At 71.8% G+C, this 18,960-nt stretch carries 20 protein-coding genes; 13 read left to right on the top strand and 7 right to left on the bottom strand.

All coding sequences use genetic code 11. The features are described from left to right. The first annotated feature begins 16 nt into the window (after positions 1-16). The 3 genes from QRN49_RS04310 to QRN49_RS04300 are packed head-to-tail and all read left to right on the top strand — an operon-like array spanning position 17 to position 3,455. Complete coding sequence (locus tag QRN49_RS04310) at positions 17-694, top strand: FadR/GntR family transcriptional regulator (RefSeq protein WP_128779944.1); 678 nt, start codon at positions 17-19, stop codon at positions 692-694. Beyond that, a complete protein-coding gene (locus QRN49_RS04305) occupies positions 691-1,818 on the top strand; it encodes an acetamidase/formamidase family protein (protein WP_284754024.1) in 1,128 nt (375 codons plus the stop codon). The genes QRN49_RS04310 and QRN49_RS04305 overlap by 4 nt, the downstream gene beginning before the upstream one ends. Continuing rightward, complete coding sequence (locus QRN49_RS04300; protein ID WP_284754023.1) at positions 1,815-3,455, top strand: AtzH-like domain-containing protein; 1,641 nt, start codon at positions 1,815-1,817, stop codon at positions 3,453-3,455. Before QRN49_RS04305 ends, QRN49_RS04300 begins: the two co-directional genes overlap by 4 nt. Here QRN49_RS04300 and QRN49_RS04295 read toward each other — a convergent pair. Further along, positions 3,452-4,270, bottom strand: coding sequence for a TrmH family RNA methyltransferase (locus tag QRN49_RS04295; RefSeq protein ID WP_071403769.1), 819 nt, complete (start codon positions 4,268-4,270; stop codon positions 3,452-3,454). The two genes, QRN49_RS04300 and QRN49_RS04295, sit on opposite strands and share 4 nt — an antisense overlap. Before the next feature lie 252 nt (positions 4,271-4,522). Here QRN49_RS04295 and QRN49_RS04290 point away from each other — a divergent pair, with 252 nt between their 5' ends. The 3 genes from QRN49_RS04290 (at position 4,523) to QRN49_RS04280 (ending at position 6,856) form a co-directional block, all read left to right on the top strand. Then, positions 4,523-5,356 (top strand): Sir2 family NAD-dependent protein deacetylase, encoded by an 834-nt coding sequence (locus tag QRN49_RS04290; protein ID WP_111024994.1) that lies wholly within the window; start codon positions 4,523-4,525, stop codon positions 5,354-5,356. Between the two features lie 80 nt (positions 5,357-5,436). Further along, positions 5,437-6,075, top strand: coding sequence for a histidine phosphatase family protein (locus QRN49_RS04285; protein WP_194653064.1), 639 nt, complete (start codon positions 5,437-5,439; stop codon positions 6,073-6,075). Between the two features lie 49 nt (positions 6,076-6,124). Next, positions 6,125-6,856 carry a hypothetical protein gene (locus tag QRN49_RS04280; protein ID WP_284754022.1) on the top strand — a complete coding sequence of 244 codons (732 nt, stop codon included), beginning with the start codon at positions 6,125-6,127 and terminating at the stop codon, positions 6,854-6,856. A gap of 145 nt (positions 6,857-7,001) precedes the next feature. Here the strand turns inward: QRN49_RS04280 and QRN49_RS04275 are convergent, their stop codons facing one another. Next, positions 7,002-8,072 carry a glycosyltransferase family 4 protein gene (locus QRN49_RS04275; protein WP_209081553.1) on the bottom strand — a complete coding sequence of 357 codons (1,071 nt, stop codon included), beginning with the start codon at positions 8,070-8,072 and terminating at the stop codon, positions 7,002-7,004. A 5-nt stretch (positions 8,073-8,077) separates the two neighbouring features. After that, positions 8,078-9,070 carry an alpha/beta fold hydrolase gene (locus QRN49_RS04270; protein ID WP_284754021.1) on the bottom strand — a complete coding sequence of 331 codons (993 nt, stop codon included), beginning with the start codon at positions 9,068-9,070 and terminating at the stop codon, positions 8,078-8,080. 113 nt (positions 9,071-9,183) lie between these two features. On the opposite strand from QRN49_RS04270, the gene treS reads away from it, so the two are divergent. After that, the gene (gene treS / locus QRN49_RS04265; RefSeq protein ID WP_071403984.1) at positions 9,184-10,893 is read left to right on the top strand and encodes a maltose alpha-D-glucosyltransferase; all 1,710 of its coding nucleotides are present in this window, start codon (positions 9,184-9,186) and stop codon (positions 10,891-10,893) included. Positions 10,894-10,928: 35 nt separating this feature from the next. Further along, a complete protein-coding gene (locus tag QRN49_RS04260) occupies positions 10,929-11,675 on the top strand; it encodes a 3'-5' exonuclease (RefSeq protein ID WP_244993108.1) in 747 nt (248 codons plus the stop codon). A 176-nt stretch (positions 11,676-11,851) separates the two neighbouring features. Here the strand turns inward: QRN49_RS04260 and QRN49_RS04255 are convergent, their stop codons facing one another. The 3 genes from QRN49_RS04255 to glgA all read right to left on the bottom strand — a co-directional run bounded on the left by QRN49_RS04255 (position 11,852) and on the right by glgA (position 14,194). After that, positions 11,852-12,100: a type B 50S ribosomal protein L31 gene (locus QRN49_RS04255; RefSeq protein WP_017887280.1), complete on the bottom strand. Its 249-nt coding sequence runs from the start codon at positions 12,098-12,100 to the stop codon at positions 11,852-11,854. Positions 12,101-12,202: 102 nt separating this feature from the next. Next, positions 12,203-12,985 carry an ABC transporter ATP-binding protein gene (locus tag QRN49_RS04250; RefSeq protein WP_017887279.1) on the bottom strand — a complete coding sequence of 261 codons (783 nt, stop codon included), beginning with the start codon at positions 12,983-12,985 and terminating at the stop codon, positions 12,203-12,205. 9 nt (positions 12,986-12,994) lie between these two features. Continuing rightward, complete coding sequence (glgA, locus tag QRN49_RS04245; RefSeq protein ID WP_284754020.1) at positions 12,995-14,194, bottom strand: glycogen synthase; 1,200 nt, start codon at positions 14,192-14,194, stop codon at positions 12,995-12,997. 47 nt (positions 14,195-14,241) lie between these two features. Between glgA and QRN49_RS04240 the strand changes: the two genes are divergently transcribed. Both QRN49_RS04240 and serB read left to right on the top strand, forming a co-directional pair. Beyond that, positions 14,242-15,483 (top strand): glucose-1-phosphate adenylyltransferase, encoded by a 1,242-nt coding sequence (locus QRN49_RS04240; protein WP_111023028.1) that lies wholly within the window; start codon positions 14,242-14,244, stop codon positions 15,481-15,483. A 112-nt stretch (positions 15,484-15,595) separates the two neighbouring features. Continuing rightward, entirely contained in the window at positions 15,596-16,234 is a 639-nt protein-coding gene (serB, locus tag QRN49_RS04235; RefSeq protein ID WP_284754019.1) for a phosphoserine phosphatase SerB, read from the top strand. Between the two features lie 12 nt (positions 16,235-16,246). Here serB and fabG read toward each other — a convergent pair whose 3' ends face one another. Next, positions 16,247-16,960, bottom strand: a complete 714-nt coding sequence (gene fabG / locus QRN49_RS04230; RefSeq protein WP_284754018.1) for a 3-oxoacyl-ACP reductase FabG — start codon at positions 16,958-16,960, stop codon at positions 16,247-16,249. Positions 16,961-17,125: 165 nt separating this feature from the next. Here fabG and QRN49_RS04225 point away from each other — a divergent pair, with 165 nt between their 5' ends. Genes QRN49_RS04225 through QRN49_RS04215 form a run of 3 tightly spaced genes read left to right on the top strand, consistent with a single transcriptional unit; the run spans position 17,126 to position 18,836 of the window. After that, positions 17,126-17,548: a DUF3099 domain-containing protein gene (locus tag QRN49_RS04225; protein WP_111023030.1), complete on the top strand. Its 423-nt coding sequence runs from the start codon at positions 17,126-17,128 to the stop codon at positions 17,546-17,548. Next, a complete protein-coding gene (locus QRN49_RS04220; protein WP_372439414.1) occupies positions 17,548-17,856 on the top strand; it encodes a hypothetical protein in 309 nt (102 codons plus the stop codon). Before QRN49_RS04225 ends, QRN49_RS04220 begins: the two co-directional genes overlap by 1 nt. Next, the gene (locus tag QRN49_RS04215) at positions 17,853-18,836 is read left to right on the top strand and encodes an SURF1 family cytochrome oxidase biogenesis protein (RefSeq protein ID WP_284754017.1); all 984 of its coding nucleotides are present in this window, start codon (positions 17,853-17,855) and stop codon (positions 18,834-18,836) included. Before QRN49_RS04220 ends, QRN49_RS04215 begins: the two co-directional genes overlap by 4 nt. Positions 18,837-18,960: the final 124 nt, after the last annotated feature.

Here is an 18,960-nt window from a genome sequence, read left to right as displayed (position 1 = left end):
CCCTACGGTCGAGGGCATGCACCGTGGACGGACCCTGAGCGCGGCGACCGCCGCCCACCTCGGCACGCTCGTGCTCGACGACCTGCAGCCCGGCGACAAGCTACCGCCGGAACGCACCCTCGCCGAGGACCTCGCCGTGTCCCGCACGACCATCCGCGAGGCGCTGCAGGAGCTCGAGCGTCGTCGCCTGGTCTCCCGGACCCCTGGTCGTGGCACCGTGGTGCTGCCGCGGCCGGAGGAAGCGTCCGCGCTGCTCGACCACCACCGCGACGACCTGGACCACCGGGCCGAGCACGTCGCCGAGTTCCGGACCGTGGTGGAGCCGCAGGTCGCCGGACTCGCGGCCGCGCGGGCGGGCGATGCCGACCTGCTCACCCTGGAACGCATCCTCGCCGCGACGCACGCGGGCTTGAGTCCGGAGGAGTCGCTCGCCCAGGACGTCGCCTTCCACGTGCAGGTCGCCCGCACCTCGGGGAACCCCCTGCTCGTCTCCCTGTGCGAGCTCAGCAGCGGCTGGGTGCAGGACGTCCGTGCCCGCTCGCACAGCACCAGCGAGGGGCGCCGGTCGTCGTTCGAGTGGCACGAGCGGATCCTCGACCGGATCCGGGAGCACGACGTCGCGGGCGCGACGCGGGCGATGGCCGACCACCTGGCCGACGTGGCCCACCTGGTCGAACGGAGGACGGACCGATGACCACCACCCACCGCACCACTGCACACCAGACCACCGCCCCCGCGGTCCCGACCCTGCAGCCGGGTGCCGGACCCGTCCGCGGCGACCACGCCCTGCCCGTCGACCCGGAGACCGTCCTGTGGGGCCGGCTGCCGAGCGACGGTGACACCCCGGCCCTGACGATCGGCACCGGGGAGTCGGTCACCATCGACACCGTCAGCCACGAGGGGATCCTCCCCGACCAGGGCAGCGACCCCGTCGCCTGGTTCGGCGACCACGGCGTCGCTCCGGAGCACGTCCTCGCCGACGCCGTCGCGATCGCCCGCTCCGGTCACCGCGACCCCGCGTCGGACGGACCGCACGTGGTGTCCGGGCCGATCGCGGTGCGCGGTGCCCGTCCCGGTGACGTGCTGACGATGACGGTCCTCGAGACCCTGCCCCGCGTGCACTACGGCGTCGTGTCGAACCGGCACGGCCGCGGTGCCCTGCACGGTGAGTTCCCGGTCGACGGCACGACGGTGAGCGTCTTCGCCGACGTCGTCGACACCGACCAGGGCCGGCGGGGCCGCATCCCGCTCACCGCCGCCGGCGACCGCTTCGCGCACTTCCCCCTCGCCCCGTTCCTCGGGATCATGGGCGTCGCCACCCCCGGGGAGCGGCTGCACTCCGTCCCGCCCGGTCGCCACGGTGGCAACATCGACGTCAACCTGCTGCAGGCCGGGTCGCAGCTGCACCTGCCGGTGCTCGTCCCCGGCGCGCTCGCCCACGTCGGTGACCCGCACTTCGCCCAGGGCGACGGCGAGGTGGCACTCACCGCGATGGAGGCCTCGCTCCGTGCGACGATCCGCTTCGACCTGACCCCGGCCGCCGAGGCCGCCGCGCGCTTCGGGGACCTGGTCTGGCCCGTCGCCGAGACGCAGGAGTTCCTCGTGCCGACCGGCATGGACCCGGACCTCGACGAGGCCGTCCGGCAGTGCGTCCGGCACGCCGTCGCGATCCTCGGCGCGCGCTGGGGCATGGAACGCCACCTTGCGTACGCGTACCTGTCCGCAGCGACCGACTTCAACATCTCGCAGGTGGTGGACCTCGTCACCGGGGTCCACGCCCGCATCCGCAAGGCCGACTTCGAGGAGCCCGCCCGATGACCACCTCCTCGGCGTCGCCCGCGCCCGACGCCGCGCCCGAAGGCCTGCTCGAGGCCCTCGACGCCTACGAGGCCGCCCTGCTGGCGAACGACCTCGACGCCCTCGACGCCGCCTTCGTCGACTCCCCCGGCACGATGCGCGGCGACGACCGTGGCCTGCTCGTCGGGCACGACGCGATCCGCGCGTTCCGCGGGGCACGGGGTGGGATCGCGACCCGGTCGCTGACGCACGTCGAGGTCCGCCCCCTGACCGAGGACCGCGCCCTCGTCGTGTCGGTGTCCCGGTTCGCCGCGGGTGGGCAGGGCCTCCAGACCCAGCTCTGGCGCCGCGACGGCGACACCGGCGAACGCGAGACCAACGACGGCGACACCGGTGCCCGCCCCCGCTGGCGCATCGAGGCGGCCCACGTCACCGGCCGCCCGAAGGCCGTCGACACCACCGTCTGGCGGGCCGTCGGCGACCCGCTCGTCGCCCCCACCGCCTCCGGACCGCTCGACGGCCTGACCGTCGCCGTCAAGGACCTCTACGCCGTCCCCGGCCAGCCCGTCGGCGCGGGCAACCCGACGTACCTGCGCGAGGCACCCGTCGAGACCGCGCCCGCCGCAGCGGTCGCCGCGCTCCTCGCCGCCGGCGCCTCGATCCGCGGGATCGCACGCACCGACGAGTTCGCCTACAACCTGACGGGCCGGAACGCACACCACGGCACGCCGCCGAACAGCGCGGCTCCCACTCGACTGCCTGGAGGCTCGTCCAGCGGATCCGCGTCGGCCGTCGGCCTCGGCACGGTTGAGATCGGGATCGGCACGGACACCGCGGGATCGGTGCGGGTCCCCGCCTCGTACCAGGGACTCTGGGGCCTCCGGACGACCCACGGCACGGTGTCCCGCGACGGGCTGCTCCCGCTCGCACCGTCGTTCGACACCGTCGGGTGGCTCACGCGGAGCCCCGGGGTGCTGCTCGCCGCCCTCGACGCCACCGTGCCACCGCCCGCGACGGCAGAGGCGCCCGACCCGACCGTGCTCGTCGTCCCGGAGGAACTCGTCGCACTCGTCGAACCGGACGTCGCCCGGTCCTTCACCGCCTTCGTCGAGGCACTCGACGAACCCGTCGCGACCGTCCGGCTGCGCGACCTCGGCATCCCGGACCCCGCAGCACTGCAGGAGCAGATGCGGCTCGTCCAGGCCGCCGAGGCACTCGCCGCCCACGGCCCCTGGATCGACGCGCACCCCGGCGCACTGAGCGCCGTCGTCGGTGACCGGTTCCGGGCGGCACGCGCGAACGACCCCGACGCGACCGCCGACGCCGTCGCACACCTCGACGAGGTCCGTGCGACGATCCGCCGTGCCCTCGCCGGTCGGACCCTGCTGTTCCCGACCGTGCCCGGACCCGCTCCGCTGCTCGACGCGGACACCGCTGCGCTCGAGCGCACCCGGACCGCCACGACGGCGATGACCGCGCTCGCGAGCGTCGGCGGCCTGCCCGCGGTGAGCGCACCGGCGCTGACCGTGGACGGGGCGCCCGTCGGCGTCTGCCTGGTCGGCGGCCCGGCCACCGACCGTGCCCTGGTGATCCGTGCCGGGCGCATGCTGTCGGACCAGGCCGCCCCGGGCCTCCCGACCGTCTCGGTGGTGCGCTAGGAGGCGAGCCGCCGGGCGTGGGTGACCGCCCACAGACCGACGGCGCTCGCCGCGGCCACGTTGAGCGAGTCGACGCCGTGCGCCATCGGGATCCGGACGGTCGTGTCGGCCGACGCGATCGCGGCCGGCGTCAGCCCCTGTCCCTCGGTGCCCATCACGAGGGCGACCTTGTCGGGCAGGTCCGCCACGAAGGCGTCGAGGTCGACCGACTCGTCCGTCAGCGCCATCGCGGCCAGGTGGAAGCCCTGCGCGCGGAGTTCCTCGCCCGCCGCGGGCCAGTCGCCGATGCGGGTCCACGGCACCTGCAGGACCGTGCCCATGCTCACCCTGACGCTGCGGCGGTACAGCGGATCGGCACACCGCGGGCTGACGAGCACCGCGTCCGCGCCGAGACCGGCGACGCTCCGGAACACGGCACCGACGTTCGTGTGGTCGACGATGTCCTCGAGCACGACGACGACCTTCGCGTCCCGCACCACGTCGGCGACACTCGGCAGCTCGGGGCGCTGCATCGCGGCGATCGCACCGCGGTGCATCCGGAAGCCGGTGAGCTCCTCGAGCAGGGCGTCCGCGCCGACGAAGACGGGGCCGTCGTGCTCCGCGACCAGGGGCAGGACACTGTCGAGCCACTTCTCCTGCACCAGGATGCTCCGCGGCACGTGCCCGGCGCGGACCGCACGCTCGATGACCGTGTTCGACTCGGCGATGTACAGGCCGCCCTCGGGCTCCGAGACCCGGCGGAGTGCCACGTCGGTCAGACGGGCGAAGTCGTCGAGGCGGGGATCGTCGAGGGAGTCGATGCGGACGGGGTGCACGGGGCTCGTTTCGGTGTGGTGCGGGGCGGCGCGGGTCCGGTGGGCCGGGGCCAGCGCGGGTCCGGCGGCCCGGGGCCGGCGCAGGTCCGGGCTGCCGACGGGCTGCTCCGAGCTCCCGCCGGACGGGTCCACCGAGGATGCGCTCCGCCTGGGAAGCGACCGGGACGGTCGGGTGTTGAGGGTACCGTGAACAGGGTGCTGGATGATGCTGCGTCGACGACCGGACCGACCACCGGGGCGGCCGCCGGGTCGGTGACCGCAGACGACCTGGACCGCGTCGTCGAGGTGCTCGCGGGCAAGCGGATCGCCGTGCTCTCCGGTGCCGGCCTGAGCACCGACTCCGGTATCCCCGACTACCGCGGTGCCGGGCGGGTGGTGCGCAAGCCCATGACGTTCCAGGAGTTCCTGGCCGACCCCGCGAAGCGCCAGCGCTACTGGGCCGGATCCCACCTGGGCTGGCGGAGCTTCGCCGCCGCCGTGCCGAACGACGGACACCGGGCGCTCGCCGCACTCGAGGACGCCGGGATCGTCGCCGGGGTCATCACGCAGAACGTCGACGGCCTGCACCTGCGCGCCGGGTCCCGCCGCGTCGTCGAGATCCACGGCTCGATGGACCGCGCCGTGTGCCTGCGCTGCGGGCAGGTGTTCTCCCGCTCCGACCTCGCCGCCACCATCGACCGCGAGAACCCCTGGATCGACGAGCCCGGGTCCGTGCAGCTGCAGCCGGACGGTGACGTCGAGATCACCGACGTCGAACGGTTCGTCGTGCCCGCGTGCACCGTGTGCGGCGGCGACCTGAAGCCCGACGTCGTCTTCTTCGGCGAGTTCGTGCCGGCCGAGAAGTTCCGCGAGGCCGTGTCGATCGTCGCCGATGCCGACGCGCTGCTCGTCGTCGGTTCGTCCCTCACCGTGAACTCGGGCGTGCGGCTGGTCGACCACGCTGCGCGCCGCAAGAACCCGGTGGTCATCGTGAACCGCGGCGAGACCCGCAGTGACCGGCGGGCGGCCGTGAAGCTCGACGCCGGCACCACCGAGACGCTCGTGCACCTGGCGGAGCGGCTCAGCGCGGCGGCGTCGACCGACTAGCGCGGGCGCTGCCGCCGGACGGACCAGCGCGGGCGCTGCCGCCGGACGGACCTGCCGGGCGCGTCTGCGAAGATCGACGGGTGACGACCCTCCTGTACCTCGTCCGGCACGGCGAGACCGACTGGAACGCGCAGCGCCGCATCCAGGGCTCGACCGACATCCCGCTCAACGACACCGGACGACGGCAGGCCGCCGACGCCGCCGAACTCCTGACCCGCCGGCCGTTCGACGCGGTGGTCGCCTCCCCGTTGTCCCGTGCGGCCGAGACGGGCGCGATCATCGCCGACCGCCTGGGCCTCGACGCACCGACGACGTACCCGGGCCTGGCCGAGCGCTCCTACGGCGAAGCCGAGGGGCTGACCGACGACGAGGTGTCGGCACGGTACCCGCACGACGACATCCCCGGTCGGGAGTCCCGCTCCGCGCTGCTCGCCCGCGTCACCGAGACCCTCGGTGAGATCGCGGTCCGGTTCGACGCCGGCGTCGTCGTGGTCGCGACCCACGGCGCGGTGATCCGCAGTGTCGTGAACGCCGCCGCCCCCGGCACCGCCGACCGCCGCAACACCCCGATCCGCAACGGGTCCATCCACTCGTTCCGGTGGGACCCCGAGCGCTTCCACGCCGAACTCGTCCGGTTCGACGACCCGATCGACGACGTGTCCGACGCCACCGGAGGGTCCGCGTTCGAGTACCAGAACCCCTTGGAGCGCCGGGGCTGACCGGGGACTAGGCTCCGACGCACCCGCACACCGGGGTGAGGGGAGCCACATGTCCGACGACGGAACCAACCGACACGGTCAGCGTGCCCTCGACCAGCAGGACGACGACCTCGACCGGGTGTTCGGTCCCGAGACGGCGAGCGTCCCCACCCGCACCCGGGCCCGTACCTGGTTCATCATCGGCGGGAGTGTCCTGGCGGTCGCCGCCGTCATCGCGGTGGTGCTCGGCTCGATCATCGGGAGCGTCCAGAACGGCATCGGCGGGGTCTTCCCACGGCCCGACGTGGCGCTCGACCGGTTCGACACGCGAGTGCGTGCCCTGCCCGGCGTCACCGACGTTCGGCACCACGCCCCGTCGAAGACGGCGTTCGCGAGCTACGACGCCGTCGCCTCGGTCCGGGCGGACCCGGCACTCGACCCCGCTGCCCGGCGTGACCTGGTCGCCGCCATCAGCCGTGCGGCCGACGATTCCGGCGGCAACGGTGTCCGCGTCGTCGTGGTCGCCGACCTCGGCACCCTGCAGATCGGCGTCACCGGTGCCGGTGAGGTCGCGGCGAAGCGCCTGGCACTGGCGGACACGCTCGACCACATCGGCGGTGTGACGGAGGTCCGTTGCTCGTGGGAGCGCGGCGGGGATCCGTCCGACGCAGCACGCGACCAGTCGATCGTCGTGCGGACACCGGGTCGGGGTGCCGCTGTGCCACCGATCGTGTCGCGGGTGACCGAGGAGACGCAGAAGGTGTTCCCCGGGGCGGACGTGCAGGTGATCGCGCCGGAGTGACGTGCGGTGTGGCGTGGTGTGGCGTGGTGGTGGCGCGTCCGACGTGGAACGACACTGTCGACGTCGTACGACATCGGCATCGTCGTTCCGCATCGCCACCAACCACGAGCCCGTGCCGCGCCGCGCGCGCGCACCCGCACCGCCCTCAGCCCCGCCGGTCCCCCACGGCCCGCTCGACGGCCCGGACGACCTGCTCCGCCGAGTCCTGCCACCGGAACCGACCGGCACGCTCGATCGACTGCCGCGAGGCCTCGTCCCACCGCTCCTCGACCCGCCGGACGGCCGCGGCAAGGGCGGACGGCGACGCCGGGTCGAAGTACTCCGCAGCCGAGCCGCCGATCTCCCGGAAGATCGGGATGTCACTGACGACGACCGGGGTCCCGACGCCCATCGCCTCGACGAGCGGGATGCCGAACCCCTCGTCGTACGACGCGGTCGCCAGCGCGGTGGCCGAACGGAGCACGGACAGGTACTCCTCGTCGGTGGCGCCGTCGTGGAACACGATCGTCCCCGTGGGAGCCAGCGCCTCGAGCCGTGCACGGTCGGCGTCGGACACCCGCGACATGCAGTGCAGCGTCCAGTCCGCCCCGAGGAGCGGCAGCGCCGCCGCCAGGGTCTCGACGTTCTTGTACGGCATGAACGAGCCCATGTAGACGAGCGAGCGTCCACGTGGCGCTCCGGGCACCCGCGGTGTCGCCGGGTCGGCCGCGTTGTAGGCGACCGTCACGGGTCGCTTCGTCAGCCGGTGCTCGGCGATCAGCCCGGCGGTCGTCTCGGACACCGTCACCACCCCGTCGGCGCCGTTCAGCAGGAACCGCTGCGGCGCCCAGGACAGGTGGAACGCCCGCCAGCCGAGCCGCAGCGGCCACGAGAACTCCCGCGGGGGCGTGCGGTTGCGGTAGTAGATCAGGTCGTGCAGCGTCAGGACGAGCGCGTACCGACGACCCCGTGACCCCATCGTCTGCATGGGCGAGAACACCGCGTCGAGCCCGAGCCGGTTGACGCGCCGGGCGACGAGCGGCTCACCCGCGTCCGTCGGCGCGGGCAGCAGCTCCCACGGCAGGTTCCTCGGCAGCGACTCGAGCTGGCGCTCATCGCTGACGAGCAGCACGTACTCGTGCCGGTCCGGCAGGTGCGCGACGACCCCGGCGGTGAACCGGCTGATGCCGTCGTGCCGGCCGATCCGCACGTACCGGCAGTCGATGCCGATGCGCAGGCGCGTCACGACGCGTCCGCCGTCCGGGAGGCCCGCCCCGCCCCCGACGGTCGGCTGTCCGTCGCGGCCGCGCCGCGTCCAGTGCGTCCATGGCGTGCGCCACGTCCGGTCGTGTCCGCCATCCGGCGGAGCACCGCCGCCGCGGCCGGAGCCGGCGTCTCGTAGTGCACCAGGTGGCCGACACCCGGGATCACGACGAGCTCGGCGTCCCGCAGGCGCTCGGCGAGTGCGCGCTGTTCGGGGACGGCGGTGATGTCGTCGTGCTCGGCCGCGACGAGCAGCACGGGCACCGTGATCCGGTCGGCGTACTCGGAGACGTCGTGGGTGACCGAGGTGCGGAACGCCTCGAGCACGCTCGTGCGGTTCGCGAAGGCCGAGAAGTACCGGTCGTGCTGGTCGTGCACCCACCGGCGGACGGCGGGGTCGTGCGACTTCAGCATCGCGATGCTCATCGCCCGGACGATCGCGCCGTTCCGCAGGATCCCGAGCCCGATCGGCTTCGGCAGCACCGCACCGGCGCGGTAGTACCCGCTCGCGATCGCGGTCCCGACGGCACGCGGACCCTGCAGTGCCGGGGCGGCGATGGGGTTCACGAGCACGAGCAGTCGGGTGTCGAGCCCGGCGGCGACGGTGGCCGACACCACGATCGACCCGAACGAGTGTCCTAGCACGACGGTGTCGCGGCCGAGCCCGAGCGCGGCGTGGAACCCGGTCAGCCAGGCCACGTACGCGTCGATGTCCGACACCGGCAGCGGATCGGACACGCCGAAGCCGGGCAGGTCCGGCACGATCACACGGACACCTTCGAGGTGCGCGGCGATGGTCTCGAGCCCGTGGTGGTCCCCGCGGAACCCGTGCACGGCGAGCACGGTGCGATCCGCGTCCTCGGGCCCGTAGACCCAGTAGTGCGTGGTCCGGCCGTCGACCTGGACGGCCCGGTGCACGACCGGGGTGGCGGCCATCAACGACTGGTACGGGGAGAGCACGGGCGGTTGCATCCGCGCCAGTCTAGGGAGCGAACCGCACGAAACCCCGGACACCCGCAGCATCTCGCGCCTATCGTGTCCGGGGCGGGCCGTCGACCGGTCCGTCGATGACGACGAGGAGCACGGTGACCTTCACAGCCCCGATCCAGCTGCCCGGCCTGACGCTCGACCCGCAGTGGTACAAGCGCTCGGTCTTCTACGAGTGCATGATCCGGTCGTTCGTCGACTCCAACGGAGACGGCATCGGCGACATCCAGGGCGTGATCGGCAAGCTCGACTACCTGCAGTGGCTCGGCGTGGACGCCCTGTGGCTGCCACCGTTCTTCCAGTCGCCGATGCGCGACGGCGGGTACGACATCGCCGACTACCGGGCGATCCTGCCGGAGTTCGGCACGCTCGACGACTTCCGCGAGCTCGTGACGAAGTCGCACGAGCGGAACATGCGCATCGTGATCGACATGGTGATCAACCACACCAGCGACCAGCACGAGTGGTTCCAGCAGTCCCGCGAGGACCCGGACGGCCCCTACGGCGACTTCTACGTCTGGCGGGACACCGACGAGGACTACTCGAACATCCGCATCATCTTCGTCGACACCGAGGAGTCCAACTGGACCTTCGACCCGGTCCGACGCCAGTTCTTCTTCCACCGCTTCTTCTCGCACCAGCCCGACCTGAACTTCGAGAACCCCGCGGTCATCGAGGCGATCTACGACGTCGTCCGGCACTGGCTCGACATGGGCGTCGACGGGCTCCGGCTCGACGCGATCCCGTACCTGTTCGAATCAGAGGAGGGCAACGGCGAGGGCGAGCCGGAGACCCACGAGTTCATCAAGAAGCTCCGCGCGATGGTCGACGACGAGTACCCCGGGCGGGTGCTCCTGGCCGAGGCCAACCAGTGGCCGCGCGAGACGGCGGCGTTCTTCGGCACCGACGAGGAGCCCGAGTGCCACATGGCGTTCGACTTCCCGGTGATGCCGCGCATCTTCTACTCGCTCCGTGCCCAGCACGCCGCCGAGCTCAAGGCGATCCTGTCCGAGACCCTCGACGTGCCGGCCAGCGCGGCGTGGGGCGTCTTCCTCCGCAACCACGACGAGCTCACGCTCGAGATGGTCAGCGAGGAGTACCGGCAGGCGATGTACGGCTGGTACGGCTACGACCCGCGGATGCGCTCGAACATCGGCATCCGCCGACGCCTCGCTCCCCTGCTCGACAACTCCCGCGCGGAGCTCGAGCTCATCCACGCGCTGCTGTTCTCGCTGCCCGGTTCGCCGTTCCTGTACTACGGCGACGAGATCGGGATGGGCGACAACATCTGGCTGCCGGACCGTGACTCCTCGCGCACGCCGATGCAGTGGACGCCGGACCGCAACGCCGGCTTCTCCACCGCCGACCCGGGCAAGCTCTACCTGCCCGTCGTCCAGTCGCTCGTGTACAACTACGCGCAGGTCAACGTCGAGGCGCAGCTCGCCCAGTCGCGCTCGCTGCTGCACTGGGTCCGCAACGTCATCCACACGCGCAAGGCCCACCCGGTGTTCGGCCTCGGGTCCCTGCACGTGCAGGAGACCTCGAACGACTCGGTCCTCGCCTTCGTCCGCTCGTGGGAGGGCTCCGGGCAGCAGTTCGGGCCGTCCGCCGAGGACGTCCTGTGCGTGTTCTCGTTCGCGACGAACCCGACCTCGGTCACGATCTCCGCGCCGGAGTTCGCGGGGCGCCCGCTCTACGACCTGTTCGGCGGCAGCTCGTTCCCGTCGTTCGACGAGGACGGCACCGTCACGCTCACCATGGGCACGCAGTCGTTCTACTGGCTGCACGTCGGCGCGCCGACCCGGTAGTCGGGGGTGTCGGTGCGTCCCGTTAGCCTGACCGCGTGACGTTCCCCACAGCACAGCTCGACGCGCCCGCTCCGTCCCAGGACCTCACGGGTCGGCCCTGGTGGCACGCGCTGGGCGTCTTCGACCTCGAGACCACCGGGGTCGACGTCGAGACGGCACGCATCGTCACCGCCCACGTCGGGCTCATCGACATGACCGGGGCCTCCATCGTCGAGGGTGCCTGGATCGCGGACCCAGGCGTCCCGATCCCGGAGGGCGCCGCGGCCGTGCACGGCTACACCACCGAGCGTGCCCAGGCCGAGGGGCGTCCCGCGGCCGAGGTCGTGGCCGAGATCATCGCCGCGATCGAGGCCGTGTTCGCCCGGGGCATCCCGCTGGTGATCTACAACGCCCCGTACGACCTCACCGTGCTCGACCGCGAAGCGAAGCGGCACGGGTTCGCCTCCCCCGTCATCGGCAACGTCGTCGACCCGCTGGTGATCGACAAGGCGCTCGACACCTTCCGCAAGGGCAAGCGCACGCTCGAGGCCGCGTCCGAGCTCTACGGCGTCACGCTCGACGACGCGCACGACGCCGGTGCCGACGCGATCGCTGCCGGGCGTGTCGCCCAGGCCATCGCGGGCAAGTTCCCGGACGAGCTCGGGATCTCCGCCGAGGAACTCCACCGCAAGCAGGTCGGATGGTGCGCCGAGCAGGCCGCCTCGTTCCAGGACTACATGCGCAAGAAGCGCGACCCGACGTTCACCGCCGACGGCCGCTGGCCCCACCGCAACGGCGCCTGACACCGCCCTGCCCCACTGGACACCGGTGTTCGCGCGCCGAACACCCGCAGACCGCGGTGTGACGCGCGAACACCGGTGTCCCGCGTCCCTGGGTCAGCGGCAGCCGGAGACACCGCACAACGCGAACGGGCGGCCCTCCCGGAGGAGGACCGCCCGTGGGCGTTGCGTGGGGCTGCTTACTTGCTGAAGCCCTTGAAGCGCTGGTTGAACTTCTCGACGCGACCCGCCGAGTCGAGGATGCGCTGCTTGCCCGTGTAGAACGGGTGCGAAGCGGACGAGATCTCGACGTCGATGACCGGGTAGGTCGCACCGTCGAGCTCGATGGTCTTGTCGCTGTTCGCGGTCGAACGCGTCAGGAACGTCTCACCGGAGGCCAGGTCGCGGAAGACGATGGCGCGGTACTCGGGGTGGGTGTCGGTCTTCATGGAGATTCCTCGATAGCGGTGATGGGATTGCGCGAACTGCGCGGGAAGTCGTCGGCTTGCGCCAGCCGTCCACGATACCAGAGAGACGGCGGGATCGCAGCGCTACGCGGCGCGTGCCGTGTAGCGACCGGCGTCCTTGGTGACCGAGAGGTCGATGCCGAACGCCTCGGTCAGGGTCTGGTCCGTCAGGACCTCGTCGATGGGGCCTGCGGCCTGCACGTGCCCGTCGGCGAGGACGAGCGCGTGGGTGAAGCCGGCCGGGATCTCCTCGACGTGGTGGGTCACGATGACGATGGCTGGCGAGTCCGCGCTCTGGGCGTAGCCGCCGAGGGTGCGGACGAGGCTCTCACGGGCACCGAGGTCGAGCGACGCGGCCGGTTCGTCGAGGAACAGGATCTCCGGGTCGGTCATCACGGCACGGGCGATCTGCACGCGCTTCTGCTCGCCGTCGCTCAGGTCGCCGAACGTGCGGTCGGTGAAGGACCCCAGGCCCCACTCCTCGAGCACGCGCTGCGCACGGCGGACGTCGAGCTCCTCGTACTCCTCGTTCCAGCGGCCCGTCACCGAGTACGCCGCGGTGAGCACGACGTCGATGACCTTCTCGGTCACCGGGATGCGACGGGCCAGCGCGGTCGACGCGAAGCCGATGCGCGGGCGGAGTTCGAACAGGTCGGCACCGCCCAGTTCGGTCCCGAGCACCTCGACGTCACCCGAGGTCGGGAACGTCTGGGCACCGGCGACCTGCAGCAGCGTCGTCTTGCCGGCGCCGTTCGCGCCGAGCACGACCCAGCGTTCGTCGTCCTGCACCTCCCACGAGATCGCGTCGAGGATGGTGGCCCCGTTGCGGACCACGGAGACGTCTGACAAGCGCACGACCGAGGGCATGCGACCAGCCTACGGGTTCTGGCCGAGCACCCGGTCGTAGACCTGCCGTGTCCTGGTGGCGATCGCGTCCCAGGTGAATTCGGTCTCGACACGAAGCCGTCCGGCGCGTCCCATGAGCTTCGCCAGCCCCTCGTCGGCGAGCACCTCGGTGAGGGTCGCGGCGAGGTCGGCCACGAAGCGGTCGGGGTCGGTCGGGGTGCCGGTGCCGTCCTGCACCTGGTCGATCGGGACGATGCGACCGGTGAGCCCGTCGGCGACGACCTCGGGGATGCCCCCGGTGCCCGTGCCGACGACGGGGATGCCGCACGCCATGGCCTCGAGGTTCACGATGCCGAGCGGCTCGTAGACCGACGGGCAGACGAACACGGTGCCCGAGGACAGCACGTTCACGATCTCCTCGTGCGCGAGCATCCGGTCGATCCAGACGACGCCTTCACGTTCCGCGCGGAGGCCCTCGACGAGCTCGGTGACCTCGGCGAGGATCTCGGGGGTGTCCGGCGCGCCGGCGCACAGCACGATCTGCACGTCCGACGGCAGCGACGCCACGGCGCGGAGCAGGTACGGCAGGCCCTTCTGGCGGGTGATGCGTCCGACGAACACGACGCTCGGGCGCGTCGGGTCGATGCCGAGGGCGCGCACGGCGTCCTCGTCGACGGTCGGCTTCCACGCATCGATGTCGATGCCGTTGTAGACGACGTGGACCTTCGTCGGGTCGATCGACGGGTACGAGCGCAGGATGTCCGCACGCATGGCCTTCGAGACCGCGATGACGCCGTCGGCGTGTTCGAACGCCTCGCGCTCCATCCAGCTGGACAGGCGGTAGCCGCCGCCGAGCTGCTCGGCCTTCCACGGGCGGAGGGGTTCGAGGCTGTGGGCGGTGACGATGTGGGGGATGCCGTAGGTCAGCTGCGCGATCCGGCCCGCGGAGTTCGCGTACCAGGTGTGCGAGTGCACGAGGTCGGCACCCTCGACGTCGGCCGCGATGGCCACGTCGGTACCGAGGGCCTGCAGCGCGCCGTTCGCCTGGCCGAGGCCGTCCGGGGTCCGGTAGCCCCACACGTCGGGTTCGTCACGGAAGGCCCCGAAGGCCCGGACACGGACTTCCGTGTCCGTCCCCGACCGCAACGCGGCGGTGAGTTCGGACACGTGGACACCCGCTCCGCCGTAGACCTCCGGCGGATACTCCCTGGTCAGCAGATCGACTCGCACTGGTTCAACGTAACCGGTTCCCAGTGCTGACGCCTACTGTGAGCGGCATGGCACCAAAGAAGGTCTTCGGCATCGTGCTCGCCGGCGGCGAGGGCAAACGACTCATGCCGCTCACGGCCGATCGCGCGAAGCCCGCCGTCCCGTTCGGCGGCAACTTCCGTCTCATCGACTTCGCACTGTCGAACCTGGTCAACTCCGGTCTGCAGAAGATCGTCGTCCTGACCCAGTACAAGTCGCACAGTCTCGACCGGCACGTCGCGGAGACGTGGCGCATGGAGGGGCTGCTCGGCTCCTACGTCGCGTCCGTCCCCGCGCAGCAGCGGCTCGGCAAGCGCTGGTTCGCCGGCTCCGCCGACGCGATCCTGCAGTCGCTCAACCTGCTGCGCGACGAACGCCCCGACATCGTGGTCGTCGTCGGTGCGGACCACGTGTACCGGATGGACTTCCACCAGATGGTCGAGGCGCACATCGCGTCCGGCCGCAGTGCCACGGTGGCGGCGATCCGTCAGCCGATCGGGCTCGCGGACCAGTTCGGCGTGATCCAAGTGGCCGACGACGACCCCACGAAGATCGACGCGTTCCTCGAGAAGCCGAAGGACGCCGTCGGGCTGGCTGACTCCCCCGGCGAGATCCTGGCCTCGATGGGCAACTACGTGTTCAACGCGGACGCCCTCGTCGACGCGGTCCTGCGCGACGGCCAGCTCGAGACGTCCGCGCACGACATGGGCGGCGACATCGTCCCCGACTTCGTCAACCGCGGCGACGCCGGCGTGTACGACCTGCAGCGCAACGAGGTCCCCGGTTCCACCGACCGCGACAAGTACTACTGGCGCGACGTGGGCACGATCGACTCGTTCTTCGACGCCCACATGGACCTCATCGCGCCCGTCCCGGTCTTCAACCTGTACAACCAGGACTGGCCGATCTTCAACCAGCAGACGAACCTGCCGCCGGCGAAGTTCGTCCGCGACGCCAACGGCAACACCGGGTCCACGGTGGACTCGCTCGTGTCGCTCGGTTGCCTGGTGTCGGGTGCGCAGGTCGAGCGCAGCATGATCGGGCCCTGGTGCTCGATCGACTCCGGCGCGAAGGTCCTCGACTCGATCGTGTTCGAGCGCGCCACCATCGGCGCTGGCGCGGTCGTCAACCGCGCCATCCTCGACAAGGACGTCGTCATCGCACCGGGCGCGCAGGTCGGCGTCGACCGCGAGGCCGACGAGGCACGCGGCTTCACCGTCACCGAATCCGGCATCACCGTGGTCGGCAAGGGCGTCCGCGTCGATGCGTGAGCACGACGCGTAACGACGCAGACACCCGGGGCGCAGCCCCGGACGGACGGCCTGGAGGCACGGCTCGCGTCACGGACGCGGCCGTGCCTCCGCCAGTCGGTACCGTTGGTGCGTGCCCCGCTTCCTCGTCGTCCTCGATGCTGATTCCACCCTCCTCGAGGACGAGGTGATCGAACTGCTCGCCGACAGCGCCGGGAGCCGGCCACAGGTGGCGGCGATCACGGAGCGCGCCATGCGCGGGGAACTCGACTTCGCCGAGAGCCTCCGGGAGCGTGTCGCGACCCTGGCGGGCCTCCAGGCAGACGTCTTCGTCCGCGCACAGCAGGCGGTCCGTGTGACGCGGGGCGCCGACCAGCTCGTCCGCGGGGTGCACGCCGCCGGCGGCACCGTCGGCGTGGTGTCGGGCGGGTTCCACGAGGTGCTCGACCCGTTCGCCGAGCAGCTGGGCCTCGACCACTGCCGGGCGAACCGCCTCGAGGTCACCGACGGCGTGCTCACCGGCCGCGTGCTCGGCGACGTGGTCGACGCACACGCCAAGGCCGTCGCGCTCCGCGAGTGGGCGGACGCCGACGGGGTCGACCCGGCACGGACCATCGCGATCGGCGACGGCGCGAACGACCTCGAGATGATGCGCGTCGCCGCGCTGTCGGTGGCGTTCGACGCGAAGCCGCGCGTGCGGGAGCAGGCGGACGTCGCGGTCGTCGACCGCGACCTGTCCGCCGTGCTCGCGACGCTCGGCCTGCGCGGCTGATCAGTCCGAGGGCTAGTGGCCCATCCCGAGGCCGCCGTCGACCGGGATGATCGCACCGGAGACGTACCCGGCGCCGTCGCTCGCCAGGAACAGCGTGGCGTCCGCGACGTCGTCGACCGTGCCGTAGCGGGCGGCCGGGATCGCCTTCTTGAACTCGGCCTGCAGCTCGTCGGAGAGCGCGGCGGTCATGTCCGTCTGGATGAAGCCGGGCGCCACGACGTTGGCGGTGATGCCGCGCGAGCCGAGCTCACGGGTGATCGACCGGGCCATGCCGACCAGGGCGGCCTTCGAGGACGCGTAGTTGACCTGGCCGATCTGGCCGTAGGCGCCCACGACGCTCGACATCAGCACGATGCGGCCGAACCTGGCCTTCATCATGCCCTTCGTGGCGCGCTTGACGACGCGGAAGGTACCCGTGAGGTTCGTGTCGACGACGCTGGTGAAGTCGTCCTCGGACATGCGGAGGAGCAGCTGGTCGTTCGTGATGCCGGCGTTCGCGACGAGGACCTCGATCGGACCGAGCTCGGCCTCGACCTGCGTGAACGCGGCGTCGACGGACGCCGTGTCGGTGATGTCGGCCTGCACCGTCAGCGCGCCCTCGGGACCACCCTGACCGCTGCGCGACGTCACGGCGACCCGGTGGCCGGCTGCGACGAACCGCTCGGCCAGCGCGTGGCCGATGCCGCGGTTGCCGCCGGTGATGAGGACGGTACGGGGGGTGCTCATGGTCGCTCCGTTCGGTGGGATCTGCTCGGCACGCGGTGCCGGGGACCCGGCGGACACGCCCGGACGAGCGTACCGGAGCGGACCACCCCGCCGGTTCGCGCGCGGCGCACCCACGATCGGTCCAGCGGGATTAGGCTTGACCACGGGTAGACGGAGACCATCTGTATGAAGAGCACGCACACGAGCATCACGTCGCTGCCGGACACACCGGAGCAGGACCGGGCGCACCGCCTGTCCCGCTACGTCTGGCAGATGGCCATCCGAGTGGTCCTCTTCATCTCCGCCGTGCTCGTGTACTCGATCTGGCACTCGTGGGTCGCGGTCATCCCGATCGTCCTCGCCGCGGTGATCCCCTGGGTCGCCGTCGTCATCGCGAACGCCGGCAGCCGGACCGAGAGCGACATGATCTCCCCCGCCGGGTCCATCGAGCTCTACGACGCCGTCGACCCGCGCCTCCGCGAACAGCAGGAGGACGCCCGGGCCCAGGCCTACCGCGACGAGCAGGACCGCCTCCGCCAGCAGGCGCAGCACGCGCAGGACGAGTGGCAGCGCAACGGCGACCGATCGAAGATGTGGGGACCCCGCTGATGGGTGCGACGTTCGACCTGCAGACCGAGCCGGGATCCACCCCGGTGTGCTCGCGAGCTGGTTGCACCTCGACGGCCGGGTGGCGCGTGAACTGGCGCAACCCCCGGATCCACGCGATCGACCGCGTGAAGATCTGGGCGGCCTGCGAAGAACACCGCGACTTCCTCGCCGACTACCTGCGGTCCCGCTCGTTCCCGGTGCGCGTCACCGGCATGCACGAGGACGTCGACCACCTCGACGACGAGCGCGAGGCGACCGCGGCGCCGAAGAACGACGTCGGGGTGCGCTCCACCGGCACCTCGCGATGACCGACGGCTTCGACCCGCAGTCCCGGTACGGCCGCAAGCACGCCGCCAAGCTGCAGCGCACCGCGGCGGGTTCCCGCTCGACCGACGACGCCAGGTCGGGCCCGTCCGGTCGGGACCCCGACGAACCGTTCGTCGGCTGGCGCTTCGTCCGGAGCCGCCGCTGGCTCGGCTACTTCGCGATCGCCGTCGCCTTCGCCATCGTGTGCGCACTGTTCGGCATGTGGCAGTGGGACCGCCGCAACGAGGCCGTCCGGCAGAACGAGCAGGTCGCGCAGAACTACGACCACACCCCCGTCCCCCTCGACCGGGCGCTGCCGAAGGCCTCGAGTTGGCAGGACGAGCAGGAGTGGCTCCGGGTCGCCGTGACCGGCCGCTACGACGTCGACTCGCAGCTGCTCGTGCGCAACCGCGTGCACAACGGGCAGCCCGGGTTCGAGGTCCTTACGCCACTGGTCACGTCCGAAGGCCGCGCCTTCATCGTCGACCGCGGGTGGGTGCCGACCGGCAACGCCCAGGACGCCCCCGACCACGTGCCCGCTCCCCCGTCCGGCGAGGTCACCGCGATCGTCCGCCTGCAGCAGAGCGAACCGCGCATCCCCGGCCGCTCCGACCCGAAGGACACCGACCAGGTGCAGTCGGTGACCCTGGCCGACGTGGCGAACAAGGTCGACGACCCGATCTGGACGGGCGCGTACGGGCAGCTCGCCTCGGAGACCCCCGCCCCGACCGAGGCCCGCCCGCTCGGCTGGGAGCGTCCGAACGCCGACACCGGGCTGCACCTCAGCTACTTCATCCAGTGGTTCCTGTTCGCCGCCGGGGGCTTCGGGTTCCTGGCGTACGTGATGGTGCAGGAGTACCGGAACCTCAACCAGGACGACCCGGAGGAGCGCGAGCGCGCCCTCGAGCGCGAACGCCGCAAGAACGCGAAGCCGAAGACCGACGCCGAGATCGAGGACGAGCTCATCGCGTCACGTCGCTGACGGGCGGCCGAGGCGCGGCTGAGACGCGGCCGTGTGTGCGCGTGTGTGTGCGTCGGCGCACCGTGCGCACCTCTCAACCCCGTGCGCGCTTCCGCGCACCGTGCAGCGCCACAAGCGCGCACCC

Source organism: Curtobacterium sp. ME-Dv--P-122a (assembly GCF_030209645.1).
Taxonomy (GTDB): domain Bacteria; phylum Actinomycetota; class Actinomycetes; order Actinomycetales; family Microbacteriaceae; genus Curtobacterium; species Curtobacterium flaccumfaciens.
Note: the sequence above shows the minus strand (reverse complement) of the source record. Positions and strands in the feature narration are given on the sequence as shown.

Bases quoted from the DNA above. Each gene is read 5' to 3' on its own strand.
- fabG (WP_284754018.1), bottom strand. From the start codon at position 16,960: ATGAGCACCCCCCGTACCGTCCTCATCACCGGCGGCAACCGCGGCATC.
- QRN49_RS04215 (WP_284754017.1), top strand. From the start codon at position 17,853: ATGACCGACGGCTTCGACCCGCAGTCCCGGTACGGCCGCAAGCACGCC.
- QRN49_RS04280 (WP_284754022.1), top strand. From the start codon at position 6,125: ATGTCCGACGACGGAACCAACCGACACGGTCAGCGTGCCCTCGACCAG.
- QRN49_RS04255 (WP_017887280.1), bottom strand. From the start codon at position 12,100: ATGAAGACCGACACCCACCCCGAGTACCGCGCCATCGTCTTCCGCGAC.
- QRN49_RS04220 (WP_372439414.1), top strand. From the start codon at position 17,548: ATGGGTGCGACGTTCGACCTGCAGACCGAGCCGGGATCCACCCCGGTG.
- QRN49_RS04225 (WP_111023030.1), top strand. From the start codon at position 17,126: ATGAAGAGCACGCACACGAGCATCACGTCGCTGCCGGACACACCGGAG.
- QRN49_RS04270 (WP_284754021.1), bottom strand. From the start codon at position 9,070: ATGCAACCGCCCGTGCTCTCCCCGTACCAGTCGTTGATGGCCGCCACC.
- QRN49_RS04250 (WP_017887279.1), bottom strand. From the start codon at position 12,985: ATGCCCTCGGTCGTGCGCTTGTCAGACGTCTCCGTGGTCCGCAACGGG.
- QRN49_RS04240 (WP_111023028.1), top strand. From the start codon at position 14,242: ATGGCACCAAAGAAGGTCTTCGGCATCGTGCTCGCCGGCGGCGAGGGC.
- QRN49_RS04305 (WP_284754024.1), top strand. From the start codon at position 691: ATGACCACCACCCACCGCACCACTGCACACCAGACCACCGCCCCCGCG.
- QRN49_RS04300 (WP_284754023.1), top strand. From the start codon at position 1,815: ATGACCACCTCCTCGGCGTCGCCCGCGCCCGACGCCGCGCCCGAAGGC.
- QRN49_RS04310 (WP_128779944.1), top strand. From the start codon at position 17: ATGCACCGTGGACGGACCCTGAGCGCGGCGACCGCCGCCCACCTCGGC.